The sequence below is a fragment of the Ancylobacter sp. genome (genome assembly GCF_965249975.1).
Classification (GTDB): domain Bacteria; phylum Pseudomonadota; class Alphaproteobacteria; order Rhizobiales; family Xanthobacteraceae; genus Ancylobacter.
This window is the reverse complement of sequence record NZ_CBDFNE010000020.1, coordinates 197,298-212,917: the sequence shown is the minus strand read 5'-3', so window position 1 is coordinate 212,917 and position 15,620 is coordinate 197,298. Positions and strand designations below refer to the sequence as shown.

The window sequence follows — 15,620 nt, the reverse complement described above, 5'->3', positions numbered from 1 at the left end:
CGGGTTCGGGCACGCTCACCCTCTCTGGCACCAACACCTATTCGGGCGGCACCACCGTCTCGGCGGGTACGCTGTCCATCGCGGCCGACGCCAATCTCGGCAATGCTTCGGGTGGGCTCGCGCTCTCCGGCGGCACGCTGGCGACCACCGCGACCTTCACCTCCGCCCGCGCGGTGAGCCTCACCGGCAGCGGTACCTTCGCCCCCGCGACCGGCACCACCCTGACCCTGTCGGGCGTCGTGTCCGGCACGGGCGCGCTCACCATGGCCGGCGCTGGCACGCTGGTGCTGTCCGGCACCAACACCTATGAGGGCGGCACCACCGTCTCCGCCGGCACGCTGCAGATCTCGGCCGATGCCAATCTGGGCAAGGACACGGGCAGCCTCGCTTTGGCCGACGCGGCGCTCAACACCGCCAACAACACGTTCACCTCCGCCCGCGCAGTGTCGCTGTCGGGCAGCAATACGATCTTCACGACGGGGGCTGGCAAGCTCACCCTCAGCGGCACCGTGTCGGGCTCGGGCGGCCTGACCAAGGCCGGCGCCGGCACGCTGGTGCTCAGCGGCACCAACACCTATAGCGGCGGCACGACGCTCAGAGCCGGCATCCTGCAGGTGTCCGCCGACGCCAATCTGGGCGGCCCGCTCGGCGGCATACCGGGCGGGGCGCTCGGGAGCCTCACCCTCGATGGCGGCACGCTGGCCACCACCGCCACCTTCACCTCGGCCCGGGCGCTCGCCTTCGCCTCCAGCGGCACGTTCCAGGTGGCGGACAGCACCACCTTGACCCTGACCGGCGCCATCACCGGCCTCGGCGTCATCCAGAAGACCGGCACCGGCACGCTCATCCTCGCCGGCACCAATACCGAGAATGACGGTGGCGCCACCATCTCCGCCGGCACGCTGCAGATCGGCAATGGCGGCACCTCCGGCGTGCTGCTGGGCGATGTGAGCAATAACGGGGCGGTCGTCTTCAACCGCTCCGACGACACCTCCTTCTCGGGGTCCATGGATGGGTCCGGCGCGCTGACCCAGGCGGGCACGGGCACGCTGACACTGAGCTTCACAGGCAATTCCTATACGGGCGGCACCTTTGTCACCGCCGGCACGCTGAAGGTGGCCGCAGACGGCGCGCTGGGCGACACCTCCGGCGGGCTGACGCTCTCGGGCGCCACGCTGGCAACCACCGCCAGCTTCGCCTCCGCCCGCGCCGTCACCCTCTCCGGCGGAGGCATCATCAGCACCGCCTCGGCCACCACCCTCACCCTCTCCGGTGTCATCACCGGCAGCGGCGGCCTCACCAAGATCGGCAGCGGCACGCTGGTGCTCTCCGGCAGCAACGACTACACCGGCGGCACCACCGTCTCGGCGGGCACGCTGCAGGTCGGCGCGGATGCCAATCTGGGCGATGCCTCGGGCGGGCTGACGCTCTCGGGCGCCACGCTGGCAACCACCGCCAGCTTCGCCTCCGCCCGCGCCGTCACCCTCTCCGGCGGCGGCATCATCAGCACCGCCTCCGCCACCACCCTCACCCTCTCCGGCGTCCTCACCGGCACGGGCGGCCTGACCAAGGCGGGCGCCGGCACGCTCGTGCTCTCCGGCACCAACGACTATACTGGCGGCACCACCGTCTCCGCTGGCACGCTGCAGGTCGGCGCCGACGCCAATCTCGGCGACGAAGACGGCGGCCTCACCCTCACTGGCGCCACGCTGGCGACCACCGCGACCTTTACGTCAGTGCGTGGCGTGACGCTCTCCGGTGGCGGCACGGTCAACTCCGCCTCCGCCACCACTCTCACCCTCTCCGGTGTCGTCACCGGCACGGGCGGCCTGACCAAGACCGGCAGCGGCACGCTCGTCCTCTCCGGCACCAACACCTACACCGGCAGCACGACGGTCTCCGCCGGCACGCTGTCCATCGCGGCCGATGCCAATCTCGGCGACGAGGAGGGCGACCTCACCCTCGCCAATGCCACGCTGGCGACCACCGCGACCTTCGCCTCGACCCGCGGCGTGACGCTCGCCGGCGGCGGCACGGTCAACTCCGCCTCCGACACCACGCTCACCCTCTCCGGTGTCCTCACCGGCGATGGCGGCCTGACCAAGGCGGGCAGCGGCACGCTCGTGCTCTCCGGCAGCAATGACTACACTGGCGGCACGACGGTCTCGGCCGGCACGCTGTCCATCGCGGCCGACGCGAATCTCGGCAATGCGGCGGGCGGGCTTACCCTCGCCAATGCCACGCTGGCGACCACCGCCAGCTTCACGTCGGCGCGCGGCGTGACGCTCTCCGGCGGCGGCACGCTCAGCACCGACAGCGCCACCACCCTCACCCTGTCCGGTGTCGTCACCGGCACGGGCGGCCTGACCAAGGCGGGCGCCGGCACGCTCGTCCTCTCCGGCACCAACGACTACACCGGCGGCACCACCGTCTCCGCCGGCACGCTGCAGGTCGACGGCAGCATCGCCGGGGCGGCCTCGGTGGCGAACGGCGCCACCCTTGCCGGCCGCGGCACGATCGGCGGCAATGTCACCCTCGCCACCGGCGCCACCCTCACGCCCGGCACCGCCAGCACTGCGGGCAAACTGTCCATCGGCGGCAACCTCTCCGTCGGCTCCGGCGCCACCCTGGCCTTCAACCTGGTCAAGGCCAACGATCCCGACAGCGCGCTCAACGACCGCATCAATGTCACCGGCGACCTCACCCTCTCGGGCGGCCTCGTCACCGTCAATGGCGGCGGCAGCTTCGCCGCCGGCAGCTACCGGCTGATCGACTATGCCGGCACCCTCACCCTGGAAGGCGACGGGCTCACCCTGTCGGGCGTGCCCGCCTCGCTGTCGGGCAGCGTGATCCAGACCTCGGTGGCCGGCCAGGTCAATCTGATCGCCATCGTCGACGGCGTCTCCACCCAATGGTGGAACGGCGCCGGCACCGCCGGCAGCGGCACCATCACCGGCGGCGCCGGCACCTGGAACGCGGCCAACGCCAACTGGACCAATGTCGACGGCACCATCGCCGCGTCCTGGGTCCAGGGCGGCCTCGCCATCTTCAACGGCACCGCCGGCGAGGTGACGCTCGGCAGCGCGATCAGCGCCAGCGGGCTGCAATTCGCGGTCGACGGCTATCAGCTCACCGGCGCCCAGACCCTGACCCTGGTGAAGCAGGCCGACGACAGCGCCCCCTTCATCAAGGTGGACGACGGCTCGGCCACGCTCGCCGTCACCCTGGCGGGCACGGACGGCCTGACCAAGACCGGCGCCGGCACGCTCGTCCTCTCCGGCACCAACAGCTATGAGGGCGGCAGCACCGTCTCGGCGGGTACGCTGTCGATCGGCGCCGACGCCAATCTCGGCGACGCCGACGGCAACCTCACCCTCAATGCCGCCACGCTGGCGACCACCGGCACCTTCGCCTCCGCGCGCGGCGTGACACTCTCCGGCGGCGGCACCATTAGCACCGACACTGCCACCACCCTCACCCTCTCCGGCGTCATCACCGGCACGGGCGGCCTGACCAAGGCCGGCAGCGGCACGCTCGTGCTCTCTGGAGCCAACACCTACACCGGCGGCACCACTGTCTCGGCCGGCACCCTGCAGGTCGGGGCGGGCGGGACCGCCGGCAGCATCGGCGGGGATGTGGTGACCGCTGGCGCCCTCGTCTTCAACCGCTCCGACGAGGTGACCTTCTCCGGCACCATCTCCGGCTCCGGCACGCTCACCCAGGCTGGCTCCGGCACGCTCATCCTCACCGCCGAGAACACCCAGTCGGGCGGCACGCTGATCATGGGCGGGACGATCCAGGTCGCCTCCGCCCGCAATCTCGGCGACGGCCCGCTGACGCTCGATGGCGGCACCCTCGTCACCACGGGCTCATCCAACCTTTCCAGGCAGGTGTCGCTCACCGGCACCGCCACCTTCTCCCAGGCGGACGGCACCACGCTTTCCGTGGGAGAAACGATTACAGGGAGCGGCAGCCTCACCAAGACCGGCGCCGGCACCCTCACGCTGGATGCGCTGAACAGCTATAGCGGCGGCACCACCATTGCCGCCGGCCGGCTGGAGATTGGCAGTAACCAGAGCCTCGGCAATACGGCCGCCGGCCTGACCCTGTCCGGCGGCACCTTGGCCGCGATGGGCACGTTCGAGTCGGCGCGCGCGGTGACGCTCACCGCCAGCAGCAGCATCTACACCGATGGCGGCTATACCCTCACATGGAGCGGCATCCTTTCCGGGGCCGGGGCCCTGACCACCACCGGCGCCGGCACCCTCATCCTCTCCGGTACCAACGAGTATGAGGGTGGGACGACACTCTCCGACGGGGGGACGCTGCGGATTTCCGACGACGCCAATCTCGGCGCCGCCACCGGCGGCCTCGCCCTTGCCGGCGGCACCCTCGCCATCGACACCAATGACATCACCTCTGCTCGCGCCGTCTCGGTCAGCGGAACCAACAGCATCGACACGGCCGAGAACACCACGCTCACCCTCGCCGGAGACGTGTCCGGGACCGGCTCCTATGCCAAGACCGGCAACGGCACCCTCGTCCTGACCGGCACGGATAGCCATTCCGGTGGCACCACCATCTCCGCCGGCATCCTGCAGCTGGGCGATGGCGGGACATCCGGCAGCCTCGCCGGCGATGTGACCAACAATGCCGCGCTGGTCTTCAACCGCTCCGATGCCGTCATCTTCGACGGAACGATCTCCGGCTCCGGTTCGGTGACGCAGGCCGGCACGGGCACCCTCACCCTCTCCGGCACCAACGCCTACACCGGCGGCACCACCGTCTCGGCGGGTACGCTGTCCATCTCGGCCGACGCCAATCTCGGCGACGCGGATGGCGGCCTCACCCTCACGGCCGCCACGCTGGCGACCACCGCGACCTTCACCTCCGCGCGCGGCGTCACGCTCTCCGGCGGCGGCACGATCAGCACCAACAACGCCACCACGCTCACCCTCTCCGGTGTCGTCACCGGCGATGGCGGCCTGACCAAGGCGGGCGCCGGCACGCTCGTCCTCTCCGGTACCAACAGCTATGAGGGCGGCACCACCGTCTCGGCCGGCACGCTGTCCATCTCGGCCGACGCCAATCTCGGCAATGCCTCGGGCGGGCTCACCCTCACTGGTGGCACGCTGGCGACCACCGCGACCTTCACGTCGGCGCGCGAGTTGAACCTGGGCGCGGCGGGCGGCACGTTCTCCACCGCCGACGCTACCACGCTGACGCTGACCGGCGTCGTGTCCGGGCCCATCGGCAGCTTGACCAAGTCTGGCACCGGCACGCTGGTGCTCACCGGCACCAACACTTATGGGGGCGGCACCACCGTGTCCGCCGGCACGCTGCAGATCGGCGCCGACGGAACGTCCGGCAGCATTTTCAGTGATGTTGCCGTCGCCTCCGGAGCGAACCTGGCCTTCAACCGCACCGACACGGTGAGCTTCGGCGGCGTCATTTCCGGCGCGGGCGCGCTCATTCAGAAGGGCAGCGGCACGCTCATCCTAACAGGTATCAACACCTATGAGGGCGGCACCACTGTCTCGGTGGGTACGCTGCAGGTCAGTGCCGACGCCAATCTCGGCGACACGGATGGCGGCCTCACCCTCGCTGCCGCCACGCTGGCGACCACCGCGACCTTTACGTCGGCGCGCGGCGTGACGCTCTCCGGCGGCGGCACCTTCGACACGGCCTCCGCCACCACCCTCACCCTGTCCGGTGTCGTCACCGGCACGGGCGGCCTGACCAAGGCGGGCAGCGGCACGCTCGTCCTCTCCGGCACCAATGACTACACCGGCGGCACCACTGTCTCCGCCGGCACGTTGTCCATCGCGGCCGACGCCAATCTCGGCGATGAGGACGGCGACCTCACTCTCAATGGCGCCACGCTGGCGACGACCGCGACCTTCGCCTCCGCGCGCGGCGTGACGCTCTCCGGCGGCGGCACGCTCAACACCGACACCGCCACCACCCTCACGCTCTCCGGTGTCGTGACCGGCACGGGCGGCCTGACCAAGACCGGCGACGGCACGCTGGTGCTCTCCGGCACCAACACCTACACCGGCGGCACGACGGTTTCCGCCGGCACGCTGTCGATCGGCGCCGACGCCAATCTCGGCAATGCCTCGGGCGGGCTCACCCTCGCCAATGCCACGCTGGCGACCACCGCCAGCTTCACGTCGGCGCGCGGCGTCACGCTCTCCGGCGGCGGCACGCTCAGCACCGACAGCTCCACCACTCTCACCCTGTCCGGTGTCGTCACCGGCACGGGCGGCCTGACCAAGACCGGCGCCGGCACGCTCGTCCTCTCCGGAACCAATGACTACACCGGCGGCACGACGGTTTCCGCCGGCACGCTGTCCATCTCGGCCGACGCCAATCTCGGCGATGAGGACGGCGACCTCACCCTCACTGCCGCCACGCTGGCGACCACCGCCAGCTTCACCTCCGCCCGCGGCGTCACGCTCTCCAGCGGCGGCACGTTCAGCACCGATACCGCCACCACCCTCACCCTGTCCGGTGTCGTCACCGGCACGGGCAGCTTGACCAAGTCCGGCACCGGCACGCTCGTCCTCACCGGCACCAACACCTACACCGGCGGCACCACTGTCTCCGCCGGCACGCTGTCCATCGCGGCCGATGCCAATCTCGGCGACGCGGATGGCAACCTCGCGCTATCCGGCGCCACGCTGGCAACCACCGCCAGCTTCACGTCGGCGCGCGGCGTCACGCTCTCCGGCGGCGGCACCTTCGACACGGCCTCCGCCACCACCCTTACCCTCTCCGGCGTCCTCACCGGCACGGGCGGCCTGACCAAGGCGGGCGCCGGCACGCTCTTCCTCTCCGGCACCAACACCTACACCGGCGGCACCACCGTCTCGGCGGGCACGCTGTCGATCGGCGCCGACGCCAATCTCGGCAATGCCTCGGGCGGCCTCACCCTCACTGGGGCCACGCTGGCGACGACCGCGACCTTCGCCTCGACCCGCGGCGTGACGCTCTCCGGCGGCGGCACGTTCTCCACCGCCGACGCTACCACTCTCACCCTCTCCGGTGTGATCACCGGCACGGGCGGCCTGACCAAGGCCGGCGCCGGCACGCTCGTCCTCTCCGGCACCAATGACTACACCGGCAGCACCACGGTTTCGGCGGGAACGCTGCAGGTCGATGGCAGCATCGCCGGGGCGGCCTCGGTGGCGAACGGCGCCACCCTTTCCGGCAGCGGCACGATCGGCGGCAATGTCACCCTCGCCACCGGCGCCACCCTCACGCCCGGCACCGCCAGCACCGCCGGCAAACTGTCCATCGGCGGCGACCTCTCCGTCGCCTCCGGCGCCACCCTGGCCTTCAACCTGGTCAAGGCCAACGATCCCGACAGTGCGCTCAACGACCGCATCAATGTCACCGGCGACCTCACCCTCTCGGGCGGCCTCGTCACCGTCAATGGCGGCGGCAGCTTCGAGGCCGGCAGCTACCGGCTGATCGACTATGCCGGCACGCTCACCCTGGAAGGCACCGGGCTCACCCTGTCCGGCGTGCCCGCCTCGCTGTCGGGCAGCGTGATCCAGACCTCGGTGGCCGGCCAGGTCAATCTGATCGCCATTGTCGACGGCGTCTCCACCCAGTGGTGGAACGGCGCCGGCACCGCCGGCAGCGGCACCATCACCGGCGGCGCCGGCACCTGGAACGCGGCCAACGCCAACTGGACCAATGTCGACGGCACCATCGCCGCGTCCTGGGTCCAGGGCGGCCTCGCCATCTTCAACGGCACCGCCGGCACGGTGACGCTCGGCAGCGCGATCAGCGCCAGCGGGCTGCAATTCGCAGTCGACGGCTATCAGCTCACCGGCGCCCAGACCCTGACCCTGGTGAAGCAGGCCGACGACAGCGCCCCCTTCATCAAGGTGGACGACGGCTCGGCCACGCTCGCCGTCACCCTGGCGGGCACGGACGGCCTGACCAAGACCGGCGCCGGCACGCTGGTGCTGTCCGGCACCAACAGCTATGAGGGCGGCACCACTGTCTCGGCGGGTACACTGTCCATCTCGGCCGACGCCAATCTCGGCGATGCGGACGGCGACCTCACTCTCAATGCCGCCACGCTGGCGACCACCGCGACCTTTACGTCAGTGCGCGGCGTGACGCTCTCCGGTGGCGGAACCGTCGACACGGCCTCCGCCACCACGCTCACCCTCTCCGGTGTCATCACCGGCACGGGCGGCCTGACCAAGACCGGCAGCGGCACGCTCATCCTCACCGGCACCAACGACAATTCTGGCGGCACCACCGTCTCGGCGGGTACGCTGCAGGTCGGCGCGGATGCCAATCTCGGCGATGCCTCGGGCGGGCTCACCCTCGCCAATGCCACGCTGGCGACCACCGCGACCTTTACGTCAGTGCGCGGCGTGACGCTCTCCGGCGGCGGCACCATCAGCACGGACACCGCCACCACCCTCACCCTGTCCGGTGTCGTCACCGGCACGGGCGGCCTGACCAAGGCGGGCAGCGGCACGCTCATCCTCACCGGCACCAACGACTATTCTGGCGGCACCACGGTCTCGGCCGGTACGCTCTCGATCGGCGCCGATGGCAATCTCGGCGATGCGGACGGCGGGCTCACTCTTACTGGCGCCACGCTGGCGACCACCGCGACCTTCACCTCAGCGCGCGGCGTCACGCTCTCCGGCGGCGGCACGTTCAGCACAGCCACCGGCACGACGCTGACCCTTTCGGGCGTCGTCTCCGGCACGGACGGCCTGACCAAGACCGGTGCCGGCACGCTGGTGCTCTCCGGCAGCAACGACTACACCGGCGGCACCACGGTCTCGGCCGGCACGCTGTCCATCTCGGCCGACGACAATCTCGGCGACGCCGACGGCGACCTCACCCTCGCCAATGCCACGCTGGCGACCACCGCGATCTTCACCTCCGCGCGCGGCGTCACGCTCTCCGGCGGCGGCACGCTCAGCACCGACACCGCCACCACCCTCACCCTCTCCGGTGTCGTCACCGGCAGCGGCGGCCTGACCAAGACCGGCGCCGGCACGCTCATCCTCTCCGGCACCAACACCTATACCGGTGGCACCACCATCTCGGCCGGCACGCTGTCCATCTCGGCCGACGCCAATCTCGGCGACGAGGAGGGCGGGCTCACCCTCACTGGCGCTACGCTGGCGACGACCGCGACCTTCACCTCCGCCCGCGGCGTCACGCTCTCCGGCGGCGGCACCATCAGCACCGCCTCGGCCACCTCCCTCACCCTCTCCGGTGTCGTCACCGGCAACGGCGGCCTGACCAAGACCGGTGCTGGCACGCTCGTGCTCTACGGCACCAATGACTACACCGGCGGCACCATTGTCTCCGCCGGCACGCTGTCCATCGCGGCCGATGCCAATCTCGGCAATGCGGCGGGCGGGCTCACCCTCGCCAATGCCACGCTGGCGACAACCGCGACCTTCAGCTCCGCGCGCGGCGTGACGCTCTCCGGTGGCGGCACGCTCAACTCCGCTTCCGCCACCACCCTCACCCTCTCCGGTGTCATCACCGGTGATGGGGGCCTGACCAAGACCGGCGCGGGCACGCTCGTCCTCTCCGGCACCAACGATTACACCGGCGGCACCACCGTCTCGGCGGGCACGCTCTCGATCGGCGCCGACGCCAATCTCGGCGACGCCGACGGCGACCTCACCCTCGCCAATGCCACGCTGGCGACCACCGCGACCTTCGCCTCCGCCCGCGGCGTGACGCTTTCCGGCGGCGGCACGTTCAGCACCGATACCGCCACCACCCTCACCCTCTCCGGCGTCATCACCGGCAATGGCGGCCTGACCAAGGCGGGCGCCGGCACGCTCGTGCTCTCCGGTACCAACGACTACACCGGCGGCACGACGGTTTCCGCCGGCACGTTGTCCATCGCGGCCGACGCCAATCTCGGCGACGCAGACGGCGACCTCACACTCGCCAATGCCACGCTGGCGACCACCGCGACCTTCACCTCCGCGCGCGGCGTGACGCTCTCCGGCGGCGGCACGCTCAGCACCGACACCGCCACCACCCTCACCCTCTCCGGTGTCGTCACCGGTGATGGGGGCCTGACCAAGACCGGCGCGGGCACGCTCGTCCTCTCCGGCAGCAACGACTACACCGGCGGCACCACCGTCTCGGCCGGTACGCTGCAGGTCGGCGCGGATGCCAATCTGGGCGATGCGGACGGCGACCTCACCCTCACTGCCGCCACGCTGGCGACCACCGCCAGCTTCACCTCAGCGCGCGGCGTCACGCTCTCCGGCGGCGGCACGCTCAGCACCGACACCGACACCACCCTCACCCTCTCCGGCGTCATCACCGGCAGCGGCGGCCTGACCAAGACCGGTGCCGGCACGCTCGTGCTCTCCGGCACCAACACCTACACCGGCGGCACCACCGTCTCCGCCGGCACGCTGCAGCTCGGCGATGGCGGCACCACGGGCTCCATCGCCGGCGCCATCGCCAATAGCGGCACGCTGGTCTTCGACCGTTCCGACGACCTGACGGCCGGCGGCGCCATTACCGGCACCGGTGCGCTGGACAAGCGCGGGGCCGGCACGCTGAACCTCACCGGCGCCAACAGCGCCGGCGCCGGCACCACGGTCTCCGCCGGCACGCTCGCGCTGGGTGGCGGCGTCAGCCTCGCCAGTGATGTCGAGGTGAAGTCCGGCGCCACGCTGCAGGGCGCGACCGACGGCACGGCGGGCGGAACCATCGCCGGCACCGTCACCATCGCCAATGGCGGCACGCTGCGCGCCGGCGCCGGCGCCACGGCCGGCGCCTATGGCCTCTCCATGAGCGCGCTGGTGCTCTCCGGCAGCGCGAATGTCGATGTCGTGCTCGGCGCGCCGGGCAGCGGCGGCGTCGTCTCCACCGGCACGCTGACGCTCGACGGCGTGCTCAACGTGACCAATGGCGGCGGGATGGCGGTCGGCGTTTACCGCATCATCGACTACACCACGCTGGCGGCCAATAATGGCTTGGTGCTCGGCTCCACGCCGACCGACTTCGCCTATGAGATCCAGCTTGCCCCGGGGCAGGTCAATCTTGCCGTGCTGAGCGGCGAGATGCTGTACTGGAACGGCAGCACCACCACGGCGGACGGCACCATCCAGGGCGGCAACGGCACCTGGACGGCGAGCCCGTCGGAGACCAACTGGCTGACCTCGTCGCTCAACCAGTCGCGTGCCTGGAACAGCGGCTTCGCCGCCTTCGCCGGCACGGCCGGCACGGTGACGGTCGACGGCACGGTATCGGCAATCGGCCTGCAGTTCATGGTCGACGGCTACACCGTCTCCGATGGGACGATCACCCTGGCGGCGGCCTCCGGCAAGACGCCGGTGCGCGTCGGCGATGGCACCGAGGCCGGCGCCGGCTACAGCGCCATCATCGGCTCGGTGCTGGCCGGCTCGACCGGCCTTGAGAAGACCGATCTCGGCACGCTGATCCTCACCGGCGCCAACAGCTACACCGGCGGCACAACTGTCACCGGCGGCACGCTGCAGATCGGCAATGCCGGCACCACGGGCGCGATCGGCGGCGATGTCGCCGTCGCCTCCGGCGCGGGCCTCGTCTTCAACCGCTCCGATGAGTTGACCTTCGCCGGCGCCCTCTCCGGCGCGGGGACGCTGACCCAGGCCGGTAGCGGCACACTGATCCTCGCCGGCGCCGCCACCCATTCGGGCGGCACCACCGTCTCCGCCGGCACGCTCCAAATCGGCAATGGCGGCACATCAGGCGCGCTGAGCGGCGATGTGACCAACAACGCCGCCCTCGCCTTCAACCGCTCCGACGAGGTGACCTTCGCTGGCAAGATCACCGGCACCGGCACGCTGACCCAGAAGGGCAGCGGCACGCTCATCCTCTCCGGCACCAATACCTATACCGGCGGCACCACCGTCGCCGCCGGCACGCTGCAGCTGATGGGCGGCGCGGCGCTGGCCGACGGCGCGCGCCTGACCATCGATGCCGGCGCGACCCTCGCGCTCGGCGATGCCAATGAGACGGTGGGCTCGCTCGCCGGGGCGGGCACGCTGTCCCTCGGCACCCATGTCCTCACCGCCGGCGGCGACGGCACGACGACCACCTTCTCCGGCGCCATCACCGGTACGGGCGGGCTGATCAAGCAGGGCGCGGGCACGCTGACCCTCAGCGGCAGCAATGGCGCGGCGACGCTGCAGGTCGATGCCGGCACGCTGGTTGCGGACGGCTCCGGGGCGCTGGCCACTGGCAGCACCGTGACGGTGGCGGCGGGGGCGATCCTCGATCTGCAGATGACCGGCACCAAGGCGCTCGGCGCGCTGAGCGGCGCCGGCAGCGTGAAGATGAACGCGGCCAACGTGACGGCGGGCAGCGACAACAGTTCCACCAGCTTCTCCGGCGTGCTGTCGGGCACGGGCGGCTTCGGCAAGACCGGCACCGGCACGCTGACGCTGAGCGGCACCAACACCTATACCGGCACCACCACCGTCTCCGGCGGCACGCTGGCTCTGACCGGCAGCGTCGCCGGCGGCGCGACGGTGGAGAGCGGGGCGACGCTCTCGGGCGATGGCACGGTGGCGGGCACCGTCCAGGTGCTGGCCGGCGGCACGCTCAAGGGGGCGCAGGCGGACGCGCTGACCATGGGCGGGCTCGACCTCCAGGCCGGCGCCAATGTGGACATCGCGCTCGGCCAGACCACGGATGGCGACGTGTTCACCGTGAACGGCGACGTGACGCTGAACGGCACGCTGAACGTCACCCAGGAAGCGGGCTTCGGCGCGGGCGTCTACCGCTTCATCACCTATACGGGCAGCCTCACCGACAATGGCATGGTGGTGGCGCCGCTCACCGGCGGGTTCGCGGGCGGGGTGCAGACCTCGGTCGCGGGCGAGGTCAATCTCATCGTCGAGGGCGCGGACGCGCCGATCCAGTTCTGGAACGGCTCCACCACCACGCCGTCGCAGTCCGTCAATGGCGGCAACGGCACCTGGACAGCGGGTGCTGCCACCAACTGGACCAACGCGTCGGGCACCATTTCGCAAGCTTGGAATGGCGGCTTCGCCGTGTTCCAGGGCACGGCCGGCACGGTGACGGTGGACAATGGCTCCGGTCAGGTCAGCGCCAGCGGCATGCAGTTCGTGACCAGCGGCTACAGCCTCAGCGGCGGCGCGATCGCGCTCACCGGCAGCGCGCCGGCCAAGATCCGCGTCGGTGACGGCACCGACGCAGGCGCCGCGACGGTGGCGACCATCGCCAGCGCCCTCACCGGCTCGGTGGGCATGGAAAAGACCGATCGCGGCACGCTGATCCTCACGGGAGCGAGCAGCTACACCGGCGGTACCACCATCAGCGCCGGCACGCTGCAGATCGGCGATGGCGGCGCCACCGGCGCGATCCTCGGCGATGTCGCCAACAATGCCGCGCTGGTGTTCGACCTCTCCGCCGACACCAGCTTCGGCGGGGCGATCTCCGGCACCGGCACGGTGACGCAGAACGGCACGGGCGTGCTCACGCTCGCAGGCACCAACAGCTATTCCGGTGGCACCACCATCGGCGCGGGCACGCTGCGCGTGCTCACCGCGCAGAGCATGGGCACGGGCGGGCTCACCATCGAGCGCGGGGCGACGCTGCAGGCCAGCGGCACCTTCACCTTCGCCGGCGGCGTGGTGCTGTCGACGGCGCTGTCCTCGCCGTCCGACGCGACGATCGCGGTGGACAGCGGCAAGACGCTGACCATCTCTGGCGTCGTCTCGGGCGGCGGCGATCTGGAGAAGACCGGCACCGGCACGCTGATCCTGACGGCGAACAACACCTATACCGGCACCACCACCATTTCCGCCGGCACGCTGCAGATCGGCAATGGCGGCACCACGGGATCGGTCGTCGGCGACATCGTCAACAACGCCAATCTGGTGTTCAACCGCTCCGACACCTACACGATCAGCGGCGAGATCACCGGCACCGGCACCCTGACCCTCACCGGCGGCGGCACGGCGGTGTTCGACTCGTCCTATGCGGGTCAGGTGACGCTGCAGAATTCCACGACCAAGCTGGTGGCGGGATCGACGACGGACGCCACCTTCGTGGTGAATGCCGGCGGCGTGCTGGGCGGCTCGGCGACCATTGCCGGCCTCACGGTCAACAGCGGCGGCGTGGTGGCACCGGGCTATTCGCCGGGCACGCTGACCATCAACGGACCGGTGGCCTTCAATAGCGGCTCGATCTATTCCGTCGATGTGACGCCGCAGGGCGCGCATGACCTCATCGTCGCCTCCGGCAATGTCACGATCTCCTCGGGGGCGAGCGTGAAGGTGGTGGCGACGGCGGGCACCTATGACCGCCAGAGCCAGGTCACCATCCTGACCACCTCAGGCACCGTGACCGGCAAGTTCGGTACGGTCAGCTCGAACTTCGCCTTCCTGCGGCCGACGCTGACCTACGACCTGCACAATGTCTATCTTGACCTCGTTTATAGCGGCGCCGAATTCGTCGACTACGCCACAACCCCGAACCAGGCCCATGTCGCAGTGGCGGCGCAGGCGCTGGGCGAGGGCAACGCGGTGTTCGAGGCGCTGCTGATGCTGCCCGACAGCGCCGTGGCGCCGGCGCTGAACCAGCTGACCGGCGAGATTTACCCGTCGATCAACACCGTGATCCAGCAGGAGAGCGTCTATCTGCGCGACGCGGTCGGCGCCCGCCTGCGCCAGGCGGATATGAGCACGGACACCAGCGCGCTCGGCTATGCCGCCAAGGCGGCGGGCCCCGCCACGGCGGCGCTCAGCCGCGAACTGGCCCCCACGCTGTGGGCGCAGGGCTACGGCGCCTGGGGCGATGCCTTCGGCAATGGCAATGCGGCGACCATCTCCTCCTCGATCGGCGGCTTCCTCGGCGGCGTCGACGCGGCCATCGCCGACAATGTCCGCGCCGGCGTGGTGACGGGCTACAGCCGCTCGACCTTCGCCGTGGACGGTCGCTCCTCGTCCGGCTCGATGGACAATGTCGATCTGGGCGTCTATCTCGGCGCGCAGTTCGGCGCCCTCGGCCTGCGCGGCGGCGCCTCCTACAGCTGGCACGATATCGACGTGGAGCGCACCGTGGCCTTCCCCGGCTTCGCCGAACAGGAGAGCGCGAGCTACATGGTCGGCACCACGCAGATCTTCGGCGAGGCCGGCTATCGCATGGCCTATGCCGGCTACGAGATCGAGCCCTTCGTCGGTCTCGCCTATGTCGGCGTGGCCGGCGGCTCGGCCAGCGAGAGCTGGCTTAAGGCGGCGGGGCTCGCGGTCGATGTCGCCGGGCAGGACACGTTCTACTCCACGGTGGGCGCGCGGATGGCGACCTCCTTCGAGTGGGGCGGTCGCACCGTAACGCCGAGCGCGACGCTTGGCTGGCAGCACGCCTTCGGCGACACGGACTCGACGGCGACGATGCGCTTCCTGTCCGGCACCACGCCCTTCGAGATCCAGGGCGTGCCGATCGCGCAGGACACGCTGCTCGTCGGCGCCGGCCTCGCCTATGGGCTGTCCGATACGGTCACGCTCCAGCTGAACTATGCTGGGCAGATCGCCGCGCAGGCGAGCCAGAACGCCTTCAGCGCCCAGTTCTCGGTGAGGTTCTGA

1 protein-coding gene (only partly in view) is annotated in these 15,620 nt (G+C 70.7%); it reads left to right on the top strand.

The genetic code is table 11. From position 1 onward, the window contains the following. Positions 1-15,620, top strand: partial view of an autotransporter-associated beta strand repeat-containing protein gene (locus tag ACP2AH_RS19070; RefSeq protein ID WP_425107254.1) — the end only. 23,836 nt of this gene lie to the left of the window's left edge; 15,620 of the gene's 39,456 nt are visible here — the last part of the coding sequence; the start codon falls outside the window, past its left edge; the stop codon is at positions 15,618-15,620.